This window comes from Mucilaginibacter sp. (assembly GCF_036383575.1).
GTDB lineage: Bacteria > Bacteroidota > Bacteroidia > Sphingobacteriales > Sphingobacteriaceae > Mucilaginibacter.
In genome coordinates this window covers 1-20,956 of record NZ_DASVOB010000421.1, presented here as the reverse complement: position 1 = coordinate 20,956, position 20,956 = coordinate 1, and the positions used below count along the sequence as shown (strand labels likewise).

At 44.1% G+C, this 20,956-nt stretch carries 15 protein-coding genes; 9 read left to right on the top strand and 6 right to left on the bottom strand.

The window, feature by feature from the left end; genetic code table 11:
• Positions 1-1,202 (bottom strand): D-alanyl-D-alanine carboxypeptidase/D-alanyl-D-alanine-endopeptidase (locus VF500_RS14765; protein ID WP_330860398.1); only part of this gene is annotated, 1,202 nt, incomplete at its 3' end.
• A 182-nt stretch (positions 1,203-1,384) separates the two neighbouring features.
• Between VF500_RS14765 and VF500_RS14760 the strand changes: the two genes are divergently transcribed.
• Positions 1,385-2,635, top strand: a complete 1,251-nt coding sequence (locus VF500_RS14760) for an aspartyl protease family protein (protein WP_330860397.1) — start codon at positions 1,385-1,387, stop codon at positions 2,633-2,635.
• Positions 2,636-2,733: 98 nt separating this feature from the next.
• Positions 2,734-5,376, top strand: a complete 2,643-nt coding sequence (locus VF500_RS14755) for a zinc-dependent metalloprotease (RefSeq protein ID WP_330860396.1) — start codon at positions 2,734-2,736, stop codon at positions 5,374-5,376.
• 136 nt (positions 5,377-5,512) lie between these two features.
• Here the strand turns inward: VF500_RS14755 and VF500_RS14750 are convergent, their stop codons facing one another.
• Positions 5,513-5,785 (bottom strand): hypothetical protein, encoded by a 273-nt coding sequence (locus VF500_RS14750; RefSeq protein WP_121232161.1) that lies wholly within the window; start codon positions 5,783-5,785, stop codon positions 5,513-5,515.
• 149 nt (positions 5,786-5,934) lie between these two features.
• Positions 5,935-6,156, bottom strand: a complete 222-nt coding sequence (locus tag VF500_RS14745) for a hypothetical protein (protein ID WP_330860394.1) — start codon at positions 6,154-6,156, stop codon at positions 5,935-5,937.
• Positions 6,157-6,317: 161 nt separating this feature from the next.
• Between VF500_RS14745 and VF500_RS14740 the strand changes: the two genes are divergently transcribed.
• Positions 6,318-9,272, top strand: coding sequence for an outer membrane beta-barrel protein (locus VF500_RS14740; protein ID WP_330860393.1), 2,955 nt, complete (start codon positions 6,318-6,320; stop codon positions 9,270-9,272).
• Positions 9,273-9,597: 325 nt separating this feature from the next.
• Here VF500_RS14740 and VF500_RS14735 read toward each other — a convergent pair whose 3' ends face one another.
• Both VF500_RS14735 and VF500_RS14730 read right to left on the bottom strand, forming a co-directional pair.
• Positions 9,598-12,111 (bottom strand): TonB-dependent receptor, encoded by a 2,514-nt coding sequence (locus VF500_RS14735; protein ID WP_330860392.1) that lies wholly within the window; start codon positions 12,109-12,111, stop codon positions 9,598-9,600.
• 73 nt (positions 12,112-12,184) lie between these two features.
• The gene (locus tag VF500_RS14730) at positions 12,185-12,508 is read right to left on the bottom strand and encodes a hypothetical protein (RefSeq protein WP_147446086.1); all 324 of its coding nucleotides are present in this window, start codon (positions 12,506-12,508) and stop codon (positions 12,185-12,187) included.
• Between the two features lie 200 nt (positions 12,509-12,708).
• On the opposite strand from VF500_RS14730, the gene VF500_RS14725 reads away from it, so the two are divergent.
• From VF500_RS14725 to VF500_RS14715, 3 genes are all read left to right on the top strand, one after another.
• Positions 12,709-13,059: a hypothetical protein gene (locus VF500_RS14725; protein ID WP_330860391.1), complete on the top strand. Its 351-nt coding sequence runs from the start codon at positions 12,709-12,711 to the stop codon at positions 13,057-13,059.
• Positions 13,060-13,347: 288 nt separating this feature from the next.
• Positions 13,348-14,058, top strand: a complete 711-nt coding sequence (locus VF500_RS14720; protein WP_330860390.1) for a peptidylprolyl isomerase — start codon at positions 13,348-13,350, stop codon at positions 14,056-14,058.
• 171 nt (positions 14,059-14,229) lie between these two features.
• Positions 14,230-14,997: an exodeoxyribonuclease III gene (locus VF500_RS14715; protein ID WP_330860389.1), complete on the top strand. Its 768-nt coding sequence runs from the start codon at positions 14,230-14,232 to the stop codon at positions 14,995-14,997.
• A 111-nt stretch (positions 14,998-15,108) separates the two neighbouring features.
• On the opposite strand, the gene VF500_RS14710 is transcribed toward VF500_RS14715, so the two are convergent.
• Positions 15,109-16,662, bottom strand: a complete 1,554-nt coding sequence (locus tag VF500_RS14710; RefSeq protein ID WP_330860388.1) for a bifunctional response regulator/alkaline phosphatase family protein — start codon at positions 16,660-16,662, stop codon at positions 15,109-15,111.
• A gap of 264 nt (positions 16,663-16,926) precedes the next feature.
• On the opposite strand from VF500_RS14710, the gene VF500_RS14705 reads away from it, so the two are divergent.
• The 3 genes from VF500_RS14705 to VF500_RS14695 all read left to right on the top strand — a co-directional run bounded on the left by VF500_RS14705 (position 16,927) and on the right by VF500_RS14695 (position 20,929).
• Positions 16,927-18,159: an HD domain-containing protein gene (locus tag VF500_RS14705; RefSeq protein WP_330860387.1), complete on the top strand. Its 1,233-nt coding sequence runs from the start codon at positions 16,927-16,929 to the stop codon at positions 18,157-18,159.
• Between the two features lie 292 nt (positions 18,160-18,451).
• Positions 18,452-19,501 (top strand): UDP-3-O-(3-hydroxymyristoyl)glucosamine N-acyltransferase, encoded by a 1,050-nt coding sequence (lpxD, locus tag VF500_RS14700; RefSeq protein ID WP_330860386.1) that lies wholly within the window; start codon positions 18,452-18,454, stop codon positions 19,499-19,501.
• Positions 19,502-19,522: 21 nt separating this feature from the next.
• A complete protein-coding gene (locus VF500_RS14695) occupies positions 19,523-20,929 on the top strand; it encodes a bifunctional UDP-3-O-[3-hydroxymyristoyl] N-acetylglucosamine deacetylase/3-hydroxyacyl-ACP dehydratase (protein ID WP_330860385.1) in 1,407 nt (468 codons plus the stop codon).
• Positions 20,930-20,956: the final 27 nt, after the last annotated feature.

Here is a 20,956-nt window from a genome sequence, read left to right as displayed (position 1 = left end):
TAAAACTCCTCATGTATATACGTCATGATCCTTACCATTTCATCCCTTATTTCGCGGGATGGCCGGGTAAAGTTGTTGTTCATGAACGCAAAAGCCAGGCGTTTGCCTTTGCGGGTGACTATGTAGCCGCTTTGGTTGTGGTTGTTACTTAGCGATCCTGTTTTAGCCCATACAAATGGTTGTCCGTTATCTGTTTTATAGGCGCTTTTAATTGTCCCGGCCACACCGCCAATCGGCATCATGCTATGCAACAGGCTTTCATCTTTCACTTCGTCCTGAATTTTGAGCAGCAGGGCTACCATATCCCGCGGTGTAAACAAGTTATAGCGCGACAGTCCGGAGCCATCTACCCACTGAGGCACGTCGGGCAAGTCATTCAAAAAATGTGCTTTTGAATAATTGATCACCGAATCGGCATTGAGGGTATTAAACTTTAACGACGAGCACACCAGCAACAATTGTTCGGCAATGAAATTATCGCTGGGCTGCAGCATCCGGCGGTAAACGGAATCGGCATTGGCGTTGTAAACAATTTTGGAATCAGCGGCCATAGGCTGCTGCAATAACGATACGGGCTTTTTCAGCGTATCCTGCAACAGCGCCATGGTCAATTGCAAACTTGTTTTCCAGGGGATCTCCTGCTTATAGTTTTTCGGGGCCTCCCCTGCCGGGTATACAAAATTATTGCTGATAAAATCGCGCTTAACTTTAAACTGCGCCGGATGATAATTGATATCGGCATTTAAAAACCGTTTTAAATAATGGGGCTTTACCTGCATGTTGCCGTCCTGGTCGGCGTAAAGCTGGGCGACATTATCTTCAATAGGCAGGGCGGTTATTTCGGCCTGGTAATAATCATTATAATCGTCCCAGGCCCAGCCTGAGCCAAAAAACTCGCCGGTATAATTACCGGGCGAATAAAAAAGATGCTTATTGCTGCTCTTCAAAAAATTAAGTCCATTTACTCCTTTCAAATCGCTATGCAAAAAGGAGGGATCGCCGGTGCCCCAAAATATCAGCGAATCGCCGCGGGTTTGGTAGCGCAATGCCGGGATAGAATCGCCCAGCATTTTAAGACAGGTATAGAAAGTAAAGAGCTTGGTATTGGATGCCGGGGTAAAGTATTTATCGGCATTTAATTCATATATCATTTTATGCTCGTCCAGGTCATAAAGGGCGAAGCCGGTAAAGTGATCGTTCACAATCTGCGAATGTTTAAACAGCTTTTTAACCTTTCGTTTTTTTATTGAACGGGCATAAATAATATCATGACAAAGGGATAAAATACAAACAATTAACAGAAATGAAATAGTTGACTTTCGCATAATAAAATAATTATTTAACAAATAAATCTCGTAAATTTAATATACCAACTATAACCACTTTGTTACACAAGCTATATTATAATTTACGCCATCCGGGAGCATTGTGGCTGGCATTTGTGTTAACATTTTGCTTTACAACCACAGCCCGGGCCCAGTACTTTGATCTTGATGTGCATAAAAAAAAGGTGAATATTCCGTTTAAGCTGGAACGAAACCTGATGATCATTAAACTCAAGATCAACAACAAAGGGCCCTTTAATTTTATATTGGATACCGGCGTAGGCCTCATGATCATAACCGATCCGAAATTAGTCGATTCCATCAGTATTCCGAATAAACGTACATTAAAAATCCCGGGCCTTGGCGAAGGTGATGACTCAGAAGCTTATGTAACCTCAACTTTGGATGTTGCCATCCCCGGCCTGGTTAGTTACGATGTTGCAGCTGCGATATTAAAAAAAGATGTCTTTAACCTTTCGGGGTATGCGGGTATGCCTATTCATGGTTTACTGGGTTACGAGTTTTTTAACAACCTGGCAGTGAAGATCAGTTTCCAGGATAGCGTGGTTACCGTTTGCAGGCCCAAAGACCTTAAACCTTTCAGAAAAGCGAATAAGATTGCCATGTCTATTGAAGACAGAAAAGCTTACGTAGAAGCCCGGGTGATCATGCCCGGCATAGCTCCTTTCAAAACCAAGTTGGTTGTTGACCTTGGGGCCGGGCATCCGGTATCAATTGAACGGTATATCAAAACTTATGGCCTTCCTCAAAAATTCATTGCTTCGGCTAACCTTGGTATTGGCTTAAACGGGCCAATAAATGGCTTTATAAGCCGGATGGATGAATTTGATTTAGGTAAATTCCGTTTGAAAAAAGTATTAGCCTCTTTTCCTGATGATAGGAACAACCAAACTAACCTGTCGGTGAAGCGCGACGGAAACCTCGGCGTTGGCATACTAAAGCGATTTAACGTTATTCTTGACTACCCCGATAGCGCCATGTATTTAAAACCCGGCTCAACATATAATGATCCGTTTGAACATGACATGAGTGGCCTCGAATACTACGCCGCGGGCGATCACCTGGAAAGGATCGTGATCAGCAGGGTAGAACCAGGTTCGGCAGCCGATGAGGTTGGCCTTGAACGCGATGACGAGATCATCTCCATAAATTTTAAACCTGTTTCGAGAATGAACCTCCAGGATATTGATGAATTATTCAAATCAAAGGACGATAGAAGCCTGCTGCTTGAGGTATATCACGATAAGCGCGTGGATAATGTTGTGCTTACATTAAAACGCAGGATATAATTAATAATAACTGTAAATTTATTGCTGATAAAACGCTTTATCGTTAAAAAAAGCCCTCTTTTTTATATAAGTTTACGGTTTAAACTATTATTTAATAAATGAAAAAACATTCGTTGCCGGGTATTTATTTGCGTGGCTCTGTATTGGCACTTGCGGTTTTGGCAGGCTCTTGCGCCACCAAAAAGCAAGCTGCAAACCAAAGCCTAACCTTAAAAACCACTACTACAGCCAACGGCACTGTTGCGACAGCAACAACCGGAGCCCCCAAAAAGGAGGGCATTAAAAAGTTCAGCGACCTTATCCCCGCTAAAACAAAAGCCGACAGCGGGCTTTTTAACACGTATAAGGTTGATGGCAAATACTACTACGAAATACCCGACTCATTAATTAACCGCGAAATGCTGGTGGTTACCCGCTTTGTAAAAACGCCGGGCGGCTTAAGGACCTTTGGCCAGCAGTATGGCGGCGAGGAGATCAACGACCAGGTTTGGAAGTGGGAAAAACACGATAAACAGGTATTTATCCGCGTACCAAGCTATTCGCTACGTGCCGATAGCACCAGCGATATGTACCAATCGGTTAAAAACTCCAATCTTGATGCTATACTGGCATCTTTTGAAATAAAAGCATTTAATAAAGATACTACCGGTGTTTTAATTGATGTTACCGATTTTTATAACGGCGATATCACCGCTATTGGTTTATCAGACGATATCAAGAAGGCTTATAAAACCATGGGGGTTGATAACTCGCGTTCCTATATCGACACCATTAAAAGCTTCCCGATAAATATTGAGGCGCATACACTAAAAACATACCGTGCCGGAGAATCGCCAACAGATAACAGTGTAGCGGCCATTACATTTGAGCTGAACACCTCGATGCTTTTGCTGCCTAAAACCCCGATGAAAGCCCGGATCATGGATCCGCGTGTTGGCTTTTTCGGTCAGCGCCAGACAGATTACGGCACCAATGCACAAAAAGCACTGGTTACCGCCTATATCCATCGCTGGAGGTTAGAGCCGAAAGACCCGGCTGCTTACGCCAAAGGCGAACTGGTTGAGCCTAAAAAGCAAATTGTATTTTACATCGACCCGGCTACACCTAAAAAGTGGGTACCCTATTTAATACAAGGTGTAAACGACTGGCAAAAAGCTTTTGAAGCCGCTGGCTTTAAAAATGCCATCACCGCTAAAGAAGCGCCAACCGCCAAACAAGACCCGCAGTTTAGCACCGAAGACGCACGTTACAGCGTGATCAGGTATTTTGCATCGGATGTTGAAAATGCCTATGGCCCTCACGTGGCCGATCCCCGCAGTGGTGAGATCCTGGAAAGCCATGTTGGCTGGTATCATAACGTAATGCAGTTACTGCGCGACTGGTACCTGATCCAAACGGCGGCGGTAAATCCTAATGCCCGTCATGCACAATTTACTGATGATCAAATGGGCGAACTGATCCGTTTTGTGTCATCGCATGAGGTTGGCCATACTTTAGGTTTGCCACACAACTTTGGTTCAAGCTACGCCTACCCTGTTGATTCGTTACGTTCAAAAACCTTTACCGATAAACATGGTACCGCGCCATCCATTATGGATTACGCCCGCTTTAACTACATAGCCCAACCCGGCGATGGCGTTACGCACCTGTATCCGCAAATTGGCGAATATGATGACTGGGCAATAAAATGGGGATATAGCTGGTTCCCGGGCAATAAAACACCGGAGCAGGAAAAAGAAATATTAGCCGTGTGGACCAATAAAAATGCCGGCAACCCAGTTTATTATTTCGGTCGCCAGGGTACAACTATCGATCCTCGTCTGCAAAATGAGGATCTGGGCGATAACGCCATGAAGGCAAGCGCCTATGGTATTGCCAACCTGAAACGCATTTTGCCAAACCTCGAAAAATGGTCGTACAAAAAAGATGAGGACTATAGCGATCTTAACGAATTATATAATGAAGTTTTAGGTCAGTACTACCGTTATATGGGCCATGTAACCACCAACATTGGCGGCATGAACGAAAACTTTAAAACCTACGATCAAAAAGGCCCGGTTTATGATTTTGTGAGCAAAGAGCGCCAGCGCGAGGCCACTTTGTTTTTAAACCAGCAGCTATATACCACCCCGTTATGGCTCATTAACAAAACAGAATTGGCCAAGTTTGATAACGGTGTTATCATCAACCGTATTAAAGCCATGCAGGTTTCATTGTTAGGTAATGAGCTAAGCCCTTCAAGACTGGCGCGGATGTATGATAATGAAGCCAAAAACGGCGCTAATGCATACACTGTTGCGCAGTTTTTAACAGATCTGCATACTGGGATATTCGGCACAAATAAACCGGATGGTTACCAGCGCAACCTGCAAAGAGGATATATTGAAAACCTGAAGAGCCTGTTAAATACAGATGCAAGCTTTTCGTTCCCGGGGATCTCAAGCGCGCAGCTGGCAAGCTGGGGTTTTACGCCAATCAACATAGCATTGTCTGATATCAGGCCAATGGTACGTGCCGAGTTAAAGAAAATTGATGCCGGTTTACCAAAAGGCGGCGATGCTATGACAGCAGCTCATTATGCCGACCTTCGCCTGAGGATAAAGGAAGCCCTTAATCCAACAAGGCCGGTTGTAAATATTGCAGGTGGAATGGTTAGAGGAATAAACACCGCTAACCAGGATATACTGAATGAGAAAACAGGAAGTATGAACTGCTGGCCACGCACCAATGTTGAAAACTAATTTGATATAATCTTCAAAAAATCCTTCTTAAAATCCTGCCTTATTTTTAGGGCGGGATTTTTTATTTGAGGATCTGTTACAAGGGCTCTGGGGATTGCTTAAAAATATAATTGGTTTGTTTTGAAAGTAGGCTAACTTATTTAAGCTGGCTTATATTTTCAAAAAAAGCAACCTGCAAATCAAGCAGCGACTTTACATTTATTTTTTCGCCGTAGGCATCAAAGCACAAAAATTTTGTCAACTCCGGTTTGTTTTTCTTCGATTTTTCGAAAAAATTAAAGGTTTCAAAAAAATAATGATTGGTTGTAATATGGCTTTTGCTGTTTGTTTGCGACGTATTGAGCCTAAACCCGATCGTATCTATCCATTTGTGCACTTTTGAGTGCAGCGTGCTTCCAATATTGTTCATAGGTTAATGTTTGATTAAGTATTACGAAATACTGTGCCACAATGTTACTATCATATAAACTGATTTTAAACAATAGTTTATTTCTTGTGTGGAATACTTAACGTATTCAAAGCATTATTGGTATCCATTGCAACAATTTTTGAAACTAATTATCCACACAATACGTAATAACCCACATAGCTTTTCAAATAGTAAAGGCTGGCTTTCCTGACGGACCCCTCCTGCAGGAATGGTTTAATCCATGCGGTTTCCCAATAGTTTTTATTGGCTTTAAACCGAATATGCCAATCTGACAGTGCTACTTTTCTGCTTGTAAATGACTGACGGATCTTTATAACAATCTCAAGGCCGGAAATCCCGGCCTTTTTCATTTAATAATCTGTAACAATAATATGATTGATAGGCCTTTATAGGCCTTATGTGTAACAATAATATATTGATTGGGCTTTATGTATATTTTAAGTTGAACATTTGTAGTTTAATTACGTCTATATACTCACAAATACAACAATTGCACGCTGAAAAAACATTTATGAAACCCCTACTTCTTATCTTGAGTTTTACCTTTTTATTTGCCTTTAATTCCTATGCCCAAACGGGACGGGAAGTAAAAGGAACCGTTGTTGATTCCACGAAGCTTTCCCTGCCCGGAAGCAGCGTTAAGCTGGTTTCGAACAGCGGCGACAGCACCATAGCTATTGCCGATGCTGCCGGTAAATTTTCGTTCCCCGTAGTAAAGGGTAACAAACTAACGATTACCATTTCATCAATTGGCTTCACTGCAATAAAAAAACATTACTCGCTTGATGCAGGCACACAACCTGTTGACCTCGGCCCCATAATTTTAAAGGCCGAAACCAATATGCTTAACCAGGTTACCATTGTAGGCGTTAACCCCGTAATATTAAAAGAAGATACTACCGAATATAAGGTAAGCGCCTATCCCGTACGTGAAAATGCCCCGGTTGAAGACGTGTTAAAAAAACTACCCGGTGTTGATGTGGATAAAGACGGCAACGTAACGGCGCAGGGTAAATCGGTTACCAAGGTAAGGGTTAACGGAAAAGACTTTTTTGGCGGCGACGTTAAAACAGCTACCAAGAACCTTCCTGCCGATGTAGTAGAAAGCATCCAGGTAATTGATGATTATGGCGATCAGGCTAACCTTACCGGCATTAAAACCGGCGAGCCCGACAAGATCCTGAACATCACCATTCGCAAAGACAAAAACCACGGCTACTTTGGCCAGGCCACTGCCGGCGATGGCGAAGACTTTTTACCAAAAGACCAGGGCATAGCCAATGCCAACCGTTACATAGGCGATCTGAAATTTTTCAACTTTAACAACGAGCAGCAGATAGCCGTATTAGGAACCATTAACAATACCAACGTAAATACATTTACCTACGGCAGTGCAACATCCGGTGGCGGCGGTGGTTTTGGCGGCGGCGGTGGTGGCAGGGGCAATGCCCTGCGTGGCTCAAGCGGTTCAACAACCAGCGCAAATGGTATTACCAACGCACATTCAATAGGAGCAAACTTCCGCGACCAGTGGGGTAAAACACTCTCTGTATATGGTAGCTATAGCTATACGGATAATACTACCAATACCGTTAGTTCTTCCATTCAAACCAATAACAATCTATCACCAAGTGGAAGTACACAAAAAAGTAACCAGACAGACAACCCGATCAACCACCGCTTTAACTTTAACCTGGAGTGGAAACCGGATACTATCAACTATTTAAAGGTTGTACCAAACTTCACCTATTCAAGCACCAATACCGATGCTAATGAGGATGTAACATCAACGGTTGGGGGTATAACACGTCCGTCATATACCTCGTTATCGCACAGCGATGGCACAACACCAAGTTACGGCATTAACGCGTTGTATAACCACCGCTTTAACGGGCATGGCCGCAATCTGAGTATTAATGTGAGCGCTAACACCTCAAAAACGTCGCAGTTTGATAATCCAACATATGATTATGCCGATGGCGCTCCACACCAGGCACCAGCCAATCAGCAAACTAACACCGATAGCCGTGTTACCAGCTTCGGTGCAAATTTCTCCTACATCGAGCCCATAAGCAAAAGGGGATACCTGGAGTTAAACTATACTTTTAACCGCTCAAATACTACAAGCGATAAGGAAACCGATACACTTAGCACCTCCAATACATATGACCATTACGACAGGCTGAGCAACAACTATAAATACAACTTTACCACCAACCGCGTTGGGCTTAACTATCGTTTTATTGAAAAGAAATACAACGTTACTGTAGGTATTGGCGTACAACCGGCCACATTGAATGGCTTGAATCTCAAAAATGATTCGGCTACTCACGTAACTACTTTTAATGTTATCCCGACAGCCCGTTTCAGTTATAATTTTTCCCGTGGCAAGGCTTTAAACTTCCTGTACAACGGATCAAGCAACCAGCCCACATTCAGCCAGTTGCAGCCGGTTATTGATTTCAGTAACGCGCTCTACCCGGTACAGGGTAACCCTAACCTACAGCCCGAGTTTGCCAATAACTTTTCACTGAGATATAACAATTTCAGCTTCCAAACCGGCGATATTTTCTTTACTAATTTCAACTTTACCACAACGCAAAATAAAATAGTACAATACACTATATCTTATCCCCGCGCATTTACCCCGGCTGCTTTAGCCGCAAATCCGTCGCTAAAAAGCTTTGAAGGAACCAACCTTACCAACTATTTAAATGCAGGGGGTTACTATACCGGTAGTGCAAATGTGGTATATGCCAAGCCATGGGCCCAGCGTAAATTTACACTGCAATTTAATGGCGCTTTAGCGTACACCAATGGCATTGCGTTCTCTGATAGCGTTACTGCTAATAACGTACTGGCATCAGAGGCACCTTTAAAAAACATAGCTAAAAACCTCAACTTTACCCCGGGTTTAAAATTCAGGGTAAGTATTGTTGATGTTATTGATGCAGAAGCCAGCAGCAGCTACGGCATCAACAAAACAACCAACTCTATCCATACTGAGATTATTGATGGCAGCTCAAACTTCCGTACGCTGACTTTAGGCTTAGCCGGCAAAAACTATTTCTGGAAGGACTGGACATTGAGCTACGATTTTACCCGTACGGTAAATTATGGCTATGCCGCCACCCTTAATGTTAAAAACCCCAATATCCTGAATACCTATGTTGAGCGCAGGTTTTTGAAAGACCACCGTGCTACTATCCGCTTAGCAGCATACGATCTGTTTAATCAAAATACTGGTTTTACATCGGTTGTTAATGGCAACATTACAACGCAATCTAATGTGAACAGGCTTGGCCGTTATTATTTGTTAAGCTTTACATTCCGCCTGCAAAAATTTGCCGGCAAAGCCCCAACACAAGAGCCGGGCCAGCGCAGGTTTAACCGTGATGGCGGCGGCCCGGGTGGCCCAGGCGGCGGGCCTGGAGGAGGCGGTCCAGGCGGTCCTGGTTCTTTCTAAGGGATAATGTACCAGATATAAAACACCAGAAGGGGCGGCATCATGATGCCGCCCCTTTTGCTTTAATATAAAACCGTTTGTTTCGATTCTAAGAAGCTGTTTAAAAATGATATATTTTTGTAGAGGTGAATAATCGCGCCTCCCGTAGGATAAGCCGATTTCAAAAGCGTCTCAGCTGCCGTAAATTGCAGCCGTTTTAAAGCAATTAAATTAAACAGCTTATAAGAAGATCCTTTATTGCGTTCAGGATGACAAAGCGGAAAAACATCTCAACAAAAAAGTCCCGCCATTACAGCGGGACTTTCAGTTAATAGTTTAAACGAGATCAGGATTTTTTATTGCTGTTAAATCCAAAGGGAACAACCACTTTAAAGCTAATGTTACGCCCCATGTTGTATATACCGGGGTGTACGCCTTCAGGTACGTTAGGGTTATCAAAATATTTGAGCCTGCTCATGTTTGATTGGTAGTTAACATTGGCAAGGTTGGTACCTTCAACAAAAAGCTTAATAACCGGTTGGCCGGCTTTATTAACAATATTGCCGCCAAAGCCCGCGCTTAACAGGTTGTAGCCTGCTGTGTAGGTTTCTGTTCCGTATGCTGCGAAAAAGCGGTCCTGCGCACTGTAATGGTCAAAGCCAACAAAGGCATAAATGCTTTTAACTTTACCAAAACCGCCGTTAAATGTACCGCGCAGTTCTGAATGTGTATGCAGTGGCGGAATGAATGGCAGGTATTTTAAGCTGTCGGCAACCGGGCCGCCGTTGCCTTTGTTTTCGCCATAGGTTAAGCTTAAGGCATTTTCAAAATGCAGCCATGATATGGGGTGCAGATCCACATTAACCTCGCCGCCATAAATGCGGGCTTTGCTTTGTACATAGGTAAAAGTGGTATAACCCTGGGTATAAACCGGACTGCCATCGGCAGCTAACACCTGTTGCTGGTAAATATAGTTCGACAGGTTGTTGTTAAACACCTCAACACTGGCCGAAATATTGGGCAGGGTAAGGAAAGTGCCGATATCTTCCTGTAAGCTAAACTCTGGTTTAAAGTTTTTATCGCCGATGTGATAGATCTGTGAGCCGGGATCAGGTCCGTTGGCCGAAATTTCAGCGATGCTTGGTGCCCTGAATCCGCGTGAGATATTGCCTTTGATCAGGAACGCATCTGATACATTATAGGTTGCTCCGAAGCTGCCCGAAAAACCGCTGAACCTTTTGTTAAAGGCATCAAACTGTTTGGTAACGTTTGCTGCTGTTTCGGGATTGCTGCCGGTGTATAACTGCGGAAAGCCATTCCGGCCAAGGGTATCAACATAAGCCGCGCTGTTGCTGAATGAGCGGGTATCATACCTTGCTCCAGCTGAAAGATCAAGCTTGCCGAAGCTCTTTTTTATTACGAAGAAAGGGCCGATATCAAACTGGTGATAGGCAGGGATCGGAAAATCGGTAGCATCACCAATGGTATTGTTTTGGTACTGGCCGTTAATGCCAAAGGTTGTTTCATAGTCGTTACCGATGTTGAAGTTGTACTTAACATCATAGGTATAAGTAGTAAGGTGCAGGTTAAGCCCGGCAATATCGCCCGCCTCTGGGTGGGTATATTCGCGGCGATGACTGAATTGGTAGCCAAGGTTAACTGCTAGGTTCCCGTTACCTAATATAAAATTACTGTTGTTGTAGATGCGGTAAAGCTGTACGTGCTGATGTAATGTTGGGATGCTATACGAGTTTAAAACCGATTGCGGAACGATTGGCCTGAAGGCATCATCCTCGGTAATTTGGCGGGTAAACTTGCGGGTAAGCGAGTCGCGGCTGCCGTCGGGTATAGCCTGCTCATCGTCAAATACCGAAGCATGCAGGTATGAATAACCCCATGATTTGTTGAGGCCCACCATAACGCGGGCATCTTTTTCGCGGTAGTTGGTGGCATATACGCGACCGTCGTGCTCATTTTGATAATCCTTGCTGCCTTTGGCCGAGATCACTGTACCCCAGATAAGCCCATTTTGATTGCCCTGTAACCGGAATGAGCCATTATATAATCCCTGGTTGGTGCCATATAGTCCCTGAACCGATCCGAGGATCTTACCCTCGGGTACTGGCGCTGGTGAGATCAGGTTCACAACACCACCAATAGCATCCGAGCCATAGGTTAAACTTGCCGGTCCTTTGATCACCTCTACCCTATCTATAGAGTTTTGATCCACTTCAATACCGTGTTCATCGCCCCATTGCTGGCCTTCCTGGCGGATCCCGTCCTGCAGGGTGATCACCCGGTTATAACCAAGGCCATGAATAAACGGTTTTGATACGTTAGGGCCGGTGGTAACAGCGCTTACGCCAGGGAGCGTGGCTATCTGGTCGATAATGTTACCCGAGGCAGCGCGTTGCTCCAGATAGGCTTTGCCTACGGCAACCATGGGTACCGGGCTGCGTTTTATTTCGGTGGCTTTGCTTACACCGGTAATAACAACTTCGCCGGCTTCAAGTGACGAAGTTTGCAGTTTAACATCAAATACGCTTGTTTTTGAAAAGTCGACCCTTTGGTTAACGGTTAAATAACCGATGTAAGTTACCTGGACCAGGAAAACACCTTTAGGCACGTTAGCGAAGCTGTATTTACCATTCACATCGGTAATGGCCCCTTTGCGTAGATCAGGAATGTTCACTGTTGCGCCGATAATGGGTTTGCCATCGGCCTTATCGGTAATAGTACCCGAAAGGTTGCCTATAGCATCTTCTGTTTTGTTATTTATGGTGATAGCGGAGTTGTTGGCAAATACAAAAGATTGAGCAGATACTAATAATATAATGAAGCTTATAAGCTTTAATTTCATGATGAAAATTTAAGAAAATTCAATAAATGCCGCTGTTGGGGCGGTTTTGTTTTGAGGAAAAGATAAGGTAGCGTTATGCTGCTACCGGAGGGGCCCTGCCGGCCGAGAGGATAAGCGCAATGCTTACAAAGTCGTAATCGCCGGGTTTAAAAACATGGGCTGATGTTACGAGGGGTATTAAAAATAGGGTATTGCTTACTACCAATGCATCGGTATGGTGCATGGCATCGCACAGTAAACATTTTTCTTTAACGGTTTGTTGCCCCTGGGCCAGATGGCTGTGTTTGGTGATCCCTTTAATAAGGGTGTGCTGGTGCGAATAAACCATATACTGCCCGGCCACAAAGCAAACAAGCAGCAGCCACGCGAATACAATATGTAAGCGGTTTTTTTTCACAGTCAACATCCTTTTAACGGACTAAAGCAAAAGTAAGTATTAAAACGGGAATTTTAATGCAACATTGTAACAATAATGTGGTGTTTATAGTTCATAGATGATGGTTCATGGTTTTAGTGTTTGTTAGAAAAAGGCCACATTGCATCATTTTACTATGAACTATCATCTATGAACCATGAACTAATCTATCTTTGCACCCTATGACACCTGCCGAGATCAATAAAAAATGGGAAGTGCTGCAGCAGCGGATAGCTGAGGATTTTGATAACGAAAAGCCTGATATTAAAGTGATGCTTTTTTTGATAGGCGTGCAGGAGCTGGGACAAGGCCCGCGTAAGTTCAGCAAGCGTCAAAAAGAGGAGCTGATGCATATTGCCACCTGCCGCTTAATGAGCATGATGGGCTTTTACGAGCTTGAAGGTCTTGATCAGGATGGCTGGCCGCACTGGAAACGTATAAAAGTGATCCCCAATTATACCCTGCTTGAACAGGAAATGATGATGAAATCGCTCATTGTAAATTACTTTGAGGAGATGGATGGTGCGGATTAGTGAGTGGTTTATTGGGTTGATAACAGGGCTTTATAATTCCCCTCTTGAGAGGGGGCGCGGAAGGAAGAGCGATAGCAGGGGTGTGTTTCTGCTATTGGTTTATCAAAGCAGAAACACACCCCTGCCCCCTCTCAAGAGGGGAATCGCGCACTCCCCAGCTTCTTACTCCTTAAATTGACAGCTATGATCTCCCCTGGGAGGGAATTAGAACATTTTGAACAATTAGCCTATCTTCATCAATCAAAAAAAATCAACGCAATCAGCGAAATCAAAAATAATCAACGGTCTATGAAGAAACTTTTTACCCTAAGCATTCTTTTATTAACCCTTACTGCTGCATTTGCGGGGCCGCCTAAAAACCAGTATGTACGCATCCATACTACTTATGGCGATTGTATCCTTCGCCTGTATAATGAAACGCCCTTGCATCGGGACAACTTTATCAAGCTTACCAAGAAAGGTTTTTATAATGGTACACTGTTTCACCGGGTGATCCAGAACTTTATGATCCAGGGTGGCGACCCGGATTCAAAAGATCCATTAAAAGCTAAACCCGGTGCCGAGCTGGGCAATGGTGATGTGGGCTATACCATTCCGGCCGAATTTCGCGACAGCCTTTTCCATAAACGTGGCGTACTTGCTGCTGCCCGCGATGATAACCCTAAAAAAGAATCAAGCGGCTGCCAGTTTTATATTGTAGAAGGCAAGCGCTTTACCGATGGCAAGCTGGATACACTGGAAAATACCCGCCTTAAAGGCCGCAAGATCCCGGTAGGGCAGCGCGAATGGTATAAATCGGTAGGTGGTTCACCACATCTTGATCAAAACTATACCGTTTTTGGCGAGGTTGTTTCGGGCATCGATATGGTGGATAGGATTGCCGCCCTTAAAAAAGACGCCAATGATCGTCCCAATGCCGATGTGCCTATGACCGTTGAGTTGCTAAGCAAAAAGGAGTGCAGGCAGTTGGATAAGATTCTTTTCCCGGAGAAAAAATAAACCCGGCTACCGCGAGTTTAGCGATAACGTAACCCGTGGTAGGTATAATGTAAGCTTTCAGCTTACACTCAGCTGAAAGCTGAAACCATGGTATACCACGGGTTGAAAACCCGCGGCAGATAGCGCAATTTTATTATAGTTTTGTGATTTGAATCAAATCCGAAATCCCACATGAAAATAATTACATATAACGTTAACGGTATCCGTTCGGCAATAAACAAAGGTTGGCTGGCCTGGTTGCAGGCTACTGATGCTGATGTTGTTTGTTTGCAGGAAATTAAAGCAACACCTGATGTGCTCACCGACTTAGGTTTGGTTGATCAGATGGGCTACCAGCATTATTGGTTTCCGGCCGAAAAGAAAGGCTACAGCGGCACAGCTATTTTTACCAAGGTTTTACCTAAGCATATCGAGTACGGCTGCGGTATTCCCGATTTTGACCGCGAAGGCCGTTGTATCCGCGTTGATTTTGATGAGGTATCAGTGATGAGCGTTTATTTTCCATCAGGTTCAAGCGGCGATGAGCGGCAGATTTTTAAATACCGTTTTCTGGATGAGTTTGGTAAATACCTTACACTGCTTAAAGTAGAACACCCCAACCTCGTGGTTTGCGGGGATTATAACATTTGCCACCGCCCTATTGATATCCACAATCCAAAGTCAAACGCCAATTCATCAGGCTTTTTACCGGAAGAGCGCGAATGGATGGAGAACTTTATTGAAGGTGGGTTTATAGATACCTTCCGTCACGTAAATAAAGAACCGCACAACTACACATGGTGGAGTTTCCGCGCCGGTTCCCGTGGTAAAAACTTAGGCTGGCGTATCGATTACGCTATGGCCAGCACCCCGCTTGAAGAAAAGATCCGCCGTGCGGCAATATTGCCCGAGGCTAAGCATTCTGATCATTGCCCGGTATTGCTGGAGCTGGAGTTTTAAGAATAAAAACATGTCATTGCGAGCGTAGCGCGGCAATCTCGTAGCTATACAGGGCGTATATGCTTCCGTGCGATTGCCGCGCTGCGCTCGCAATGACATTAAAAATGGTTCCTATTTCGGCCCGTAAGTAACCACCGGCACGATCATTTCCTCTAACGAGATCCCCCCATGCTGGAAGGTTTCATTATAGAAATTCACAAAGTGGTTGTAGTTGTTCGGGTACACGAAATAGCTGTCTTCCTTGGCAAATACAAAGCTTGAGCTGATATGCAGCCTTGGCAGCATGGCATCATGCGGGTTGCGGATGTGAAATACTTCCTTGGCATTATAGTTCAGGTTTTTACCTTGTTTATAACGCAGGTTGGTATTTGTATTTCTGTCGCCTACAATTTTGCTCGGGTTTTTTACGCGGATGGTACCGTGATCGGTTGTGATCACTACACGTACCTGTTTTTGCGCCAGGAATTTTAACAGATCAAACAGTGGCGAGTGCTCAAACCACGACAGGGTTAATGAACGGTAAGCGGCATCATCACTTGCCAGCTCGCGGATCATCTGCATATCTGTACGGGCATGCGACAGCATATCCACAAAGTTATACACCACCACGTTAAGCTCATTATTCATGAGGTTATTAACCGACTCATTCAGTGCACGGCCTTCGTCGATATTCAGGATCTTGTGGTATGAGTGTTTACAATCTTTACGCAATACACGTTTCAGGTGATCGGCCAGAAATTCGGCTTCATATAAGTTCTTGCCGCCTTCGTCCTCGTCGTTTTGCCACATGGTTGGATAGCGGCGCTCCATATCCAAAGGCATCAAGCCCGAAAAAATGGAGTTACGCGCATATTGCGTAGCCGTTGGCAGGATACTATAATAAGTATCCTCTTCTTCCAGCCTGAAATATTCAGAAATAATAGGATTGATTATCTTAAACTGATCGTACCGCAGGTTATCTATTAAAATAAAAAACAAGGGGCCTTTGCCGTCCAATTTAGGGAATACCTTCTTTTTGAATAATTGAGGAGATGAGGTTGGTGCAAGATCCGGGTTTTTGATCCAGTTCAAATAGTTGCGCTCAACAAATTTGCAAAACTGCGTGTTGGCTTCGGCTTTTTGCAGGGTCAGGATCTCGTGCATGCCGGCATCTTCCAGCTTTTCAAGCTCAAGCTCCCAATAAATGAGTTTTTTGTAAACATCAACCCATTCCTGGTGGCTCAGGTTATCATTAAGCGTCATACCCAGTGTACGGAAATCCATCTGGTAGGCCATGGTGGTTTTTTCGGTAACGAGGCGTTTGTTTTCCGTTAGCTTTTTGATGGTAAGCAATATCTGCTTGGGGTGCACCGGCTTGATCAGGTAGTCGTCAATCTTCGATCCGATGGCATCTTCCATCAGGTACTCTTCCTCGTTTTTGGTGATCAGCACAATAGGTACATCATTATTGATGTTCTTGATCTGCTGCAGGGTTTCCAGGCCGGTAAGGCCGGGCATGTTTTCGTCAAGGAAAACCAGGTCGAAATAATTGCTCTTAAACGAGTCAACAGCGTCATAGCCATTGGTAACGGTAGTTACTTTGTAGCCCTTTTCGCCCAGGAAAAGTATATGTGGTCTTAGCAGGTCAATTTCGTCATCGGCCCATAAAATGGTGGTCTCTTGCATGATATGTATATTAAATTTTCTGAACCGGAATTTGGGGGAATTAATGAATTTGTAGAATTTTGAATTTGAGACAAGGTTAACGGCCGATCAATTCAAATAATTCCTTAATTCTATAAATTCCGGTTCTGACATTCCTGTTCAGGATTAGAATAAACCCCAAATAGATGTTTTTGTTGTTACACAGTAAAGGTATTAACAAAATTTAACAAAGCTGTCGCGCTTATTTTACCTTTGTTTTACATTTTTGCACTTACATAAGCAGCATTGAATAAAAAGAAAATAATAAACGACCCGGTTTACGGTTTTATCAGTATCCCTACCGAACTGATCTTTGACCTTATATCCCATCCATACTTTCAGCGGTTACGTTATATCAAACAGCTGGGCATGACCCATCTGGTATATCCCGGCGCACTGCATACCCGTTTTCATCATGCTTTGGGGTCCATGTACCTGATGGATACTGCGCTTGAAACCTTGCGGAGTAAGGGCCACAACATCTCTCCCGAAGAGGAAGAAGCCGTTACCATTGCCATATTACTGCACGATATTGGTCACGGGCCTTTTTCGCACGCTTTGGAAAATACCATTATTGATGGCATAGCCCATGAGGATATTTCGTCAATGCTGATGAATAAGCTTAATGCCCGTTTTGAGGGTAAGCTTACCATGGCCATCGATATTTTTAACGATACCTATCCGCGCAAATTCCTGCACCAGCTGGTATCCAGTCAGCTGGATATGGACAGGCTGGATTACCTTAACCGCGACAGTTTCTTTACCGGTGTATCTGAAGGAGTGATCAGCTCGGAGCGTATTATTAAAATGCTCAACGTTAAAGATGATCATGTGGTTGTTGATGAGAAAGGGATTTACTCGATAGAGAAATTTTTGATTGCCCGCAGGCTCATGTACTGGCAGGTTTACCTGCATAAAACGGTAATAGCAGGCGAGGAAGTGCTGACCAAGATCTTCAGGCGCGGCCGGGAGTTGATCTCGCAAGGGGAAGAATTGTTTGCTACCCCTGCCCTGCTGCATTTTTTAAAAAAACGCATCAGTCGCGATGCTTTTATGAACGAAGATCACCACCTGGAAACTTTTGCCTGTTTGGATGATACCGATATTATGGCCTCGGTAAAAGTGTGGGCCTACCACCCGGATTTGGTGCTTTCGCATCTTTGCAAGAACCTGGTTCAGCGTAACCTTTTCAGGGTTGATATCACCAACGAATGCCCGGATGAGGTTTTTGTTGAACAGCTCCGCCAAAAAGCAATGCAGAAATATGGGATAACTTATGAGGATGCTGCCGCTTATTTTGTGTTTACGACATCAATCCGCAACAACGCGTATAACCAGAACGATGGTAATATTGGCATATTAATGAAGAATGGCGAGGTAAAGGATATTGCTGCTGCCAGCGATAATTCAAACCTGGTGGCTTTGGCTAAAACGGTTAAGAAATATATTCTTTGTTATAATAAGGAGTTGTTGAATTAGGAAGCGGTTTAAGGTTAACCACTATTGACGTAGAGACGCATCACATGCGTCTGCCACGTGCAAATTAAGAAAGCTAAGCACCTTGAAAAGTCGGCTTAGCTTGTGGAAGACGCATGTGATGCGTCTGTACATAAAAATGGTTTTAACAAATAGTAAAACAAAACCAGATATACACCTGCGACAAATGAAGAAATAGTGAAAATCAAAACACTTTGACAGTCAAAACTTTTTAACGTGTGTTCATAACTCATTAATAATTTGTTGCTTCAATTTTAACATTTAAATTTGCCCGATGCAATTTACTGCTCATGATATAAGTTTACTGCTCAACGGAACTGTTGAGGGCGATCCTGCAGCTACGGTTAGCCAGCTTGCCAAAATAGAAGAGGCCGGTCCCGGTGCTCTTTCTTTTTTGTCGAACCCCAAGTATGAGCAATTTCTGTATACTACCAATGCCTCAATTGTTATTGTTAATAACGATCAGCAATTGACAGCCCCGGTAAAGGCTACCCTCATCAGGGTTGAAAACGCTTATAGCGCGTTCACTGTGCTGCTTGATAAATACAACACTTTCAGGCTCGATAAAAAGGGAATTGAACAGCCCAGCTTTATTCACCCCACGGCGCAGGTTGGCGCGGGGGCCTATATCGGCGCATTTGCCTACATCGGCCAAAATGTAACCGTTGGTGATAATTGCAAGATCTATCCTAATGTTAATGTTGGTGATAATGTGACCCTTGGTAATAATGTGACCCTATTTGCCGGTGCCACCGTTTATTTTGATTGTGTTATCGGGAATAATGTGATAGTACATTCGGGCGCGGTAATAGGCAGCGATGGCTTCGGCTTTGCCCCAAACCCCGATGGCACTTATACTAAAATTGCACAGATTGGTAACGTAATATTGGAAGATGACGTTGAAGTGGGTTCAAATACAACTATTGACAGGGCAACAATGGGTTCTACAATAGTACGCAAAGGTGCTAAAATTGATAACCTTATACAGATAGCCCACAATGTTGAAATTGGGGCGCATACCGTAATGGCAGCGCAATCGGGCATATCAGGAAGTACCAAAATAGGCGAAAGGGTTGTAATTGGCGGACAGGTGGGTTTTGCCGGCCACCTCAATATAGCAAACGGGTCGCAGTTTTCGGCCCAGACGGGTATCAACGGATCTATTACTGAAGAAGGTAAGGTATGGGGAGGTTCTCCAAATATGCCATATAAAGACTACCTTCGTGCCCACGCGAAGCTGCGAAAGCTGCCGGAGCTTGACCGGAAGGTGTACGAGCTTGAAAAATTGATTGAAGAACTACGTAAAGGCACGGCGAAGGAATAGCCACAGCCTGTAAATTTAAATATGAACGTTAAACAAAGAACTATTAAAGCGCCGGTTTCGGTATCAGGAACAGGCTTGCACACCGGGCAAAGTGTTACAATGACCTTTAATCCTGCTCCTGAAAACCATGGTTATAAATTCAGGAGGGTTGATATTCCCGGTGAGCCAATTATTGATGCCGATGTTGACAATGTAACCGATACTTCGCGCGGAACATCTATCAGCCAAAACGGTGCTACTGTAAATACTGTTGAACACGTGCTGGCCGCTTTAGTTGGGCTTGAGATTGATAACGTGCTGATTGACCTTGATGGCCCTGAAACACCGATCATGGATGGCAGCTCAATCCAGTTTGTTGACGTAATAACCGAAACAGGCCTTATTGAGCAGGACGCTGATCGCGAATACTACCACATTCCTTATAATATCCACTATTCTGAACCTGACCGTAAGGTGGAGATGGTGGCTATGCCGTTAGATGATTATCGCTTTACCTGTATGGTTGATTATAACTCGCAGGTATTAGGGAGTCAGCACGCCAGTATCTCAACCATTGGCGAGTTTAAAAAAGAAATTGCTTCATGCCGTACCTTCTGCTTTTTGCATGAGCTTGAAATGCTGTTAAAGCATGACCTTATTAAAGGCGGCGATCTGAACAATGCCATAGTAGTTGTTGACAAGGATGTTGACCAGGAAGAACTTAATCACCTGGCCAAGCTGTTTAATCGTAAGGATATCAGCGTAGCGCCGCAGGGCATTTTAAATAATATTGAGCTTCGCCATCAAAATGAGCCCGCACGCCACAAGCTGCTGGACATGATAGGCGATCTGGCATTGGTTGGCGTTCCGCTTAAAGGGCATATTATGGCTGCAAGGCCTGGCCACGCAGCTAACGTTGCTTTTGCTAAAAAGATCAAGGCTTTAATTAAAAAGGAAAAAAGCCGTAAGCAGGTAAAAACGTATGATCTTAACGCCAAGCCGCTTTTTGATACAGTTGATATTATGGGGATGTTGCCGCACCGTCAGCCTTTCCTGATGATAGATAAGATCCTGGAGCTTACCAAAAGCCATGTTGTAGGTTGCAAAAACGTAACTATTAACGAGGAGTTTTTTAAGGGCCATTTCCCTGGTGCGCCTATCTTCCCGGGCGTATTACAAATTGAAGGCATGGTGCAAACAGGTGGTATCCTGGTATTGAACACTGTTCCGGATCCGCAGAACTACCTTACCCTGTTCCTGAAAATAGAAAACGCCCGCTTTAAAAGCAAGGTAGTTCCTGGTGATACCATTATTTACGTGTGCGACCTTATTGCTCCTATCCGCCGTGGTATAGCTACCATGAAAGGTGTAGGTATGGTAGGCGACCGCATTGTTGTTGAAGCCGAACTGATGGCTCAAATTGTAAAAGTAAAAGAATCTGAAGCATGATCCAGCCATTAGCATACATCCATCCAC

Coding starts and splice junctions, on each gene's coding strand:
- VF500_RS14720 (WP_330860390.1), top strand. CDS start 13,348: ATGAAGAAACTTTTTACCCTAAGCATTCTTTTATTAACCCTTACTGCT.
- lpxD (WP_330860386.1), top strand. CDS start 18,452: ATGCAATTTACTGCTCATGATATAAGTTTACTGCTCAACGGAACTGTT.
- VF500_RS14740 (WP_330860393.1), top strand. CDS start 6,318: ATGAAACCCCTACTTCTTATCTTGAGTTTTACCTTTTTATTTGCCTTT.
- VF500_RS14695 (WP_330860385.1), top strand. CDS start 19,523: ATGAACGTTAAACAAAGAACTATTAAAGCGCCGGTTTCGGTATCAGGA.
- VF500_RS14735 (WP_330860392.1), bottom strand. CDS start 12,111: ATGAAATTAAAGCTTATAAGCTTCATTATATTATTAGTATCTGCTCAA.
- VF500_RS14715 (WP_330860389.1), top strand. CDS start 14,230: ATGAAAATAATTACATATAACGTTAACGGTATCCGTTCGGCAATAAAC.
- VF500_RS14755 (WP_330860396.1), top strand. CDS start 2,734: ATGAAAAAACATTCGTTGCCGGGTATTTATTTGCGTGGCTCTGTATTG.
- VF500_RS14710 (WP_330860388.1), bottom strand. CDS start 16,662: ATGCAAGAGACCACCATTTTATGGGCCGATGACGAAATTGACCTGCTA.
- VF500_RS14750 (WP_121232161.1), bottom strand. CDS start 5,785: ATGAACAATATTGGAAGCACGCTGCACTCAAAAGTGCACAAATGGATA.
- VF500_RS14745 (WP_330860394.1), bottom strand. CDS start 6,156: ATGAAAAAGGCCGGGATTTCCGGCCTTGAGATTGTTATAAAGATCCGT.
- VF500_RS14725 (WP_330860391.1), top strand. CDS start 12,709: ATGACACCTGCCGAGATCAATAAAAAATGGGAAGTGCTGCAGCAGCGG.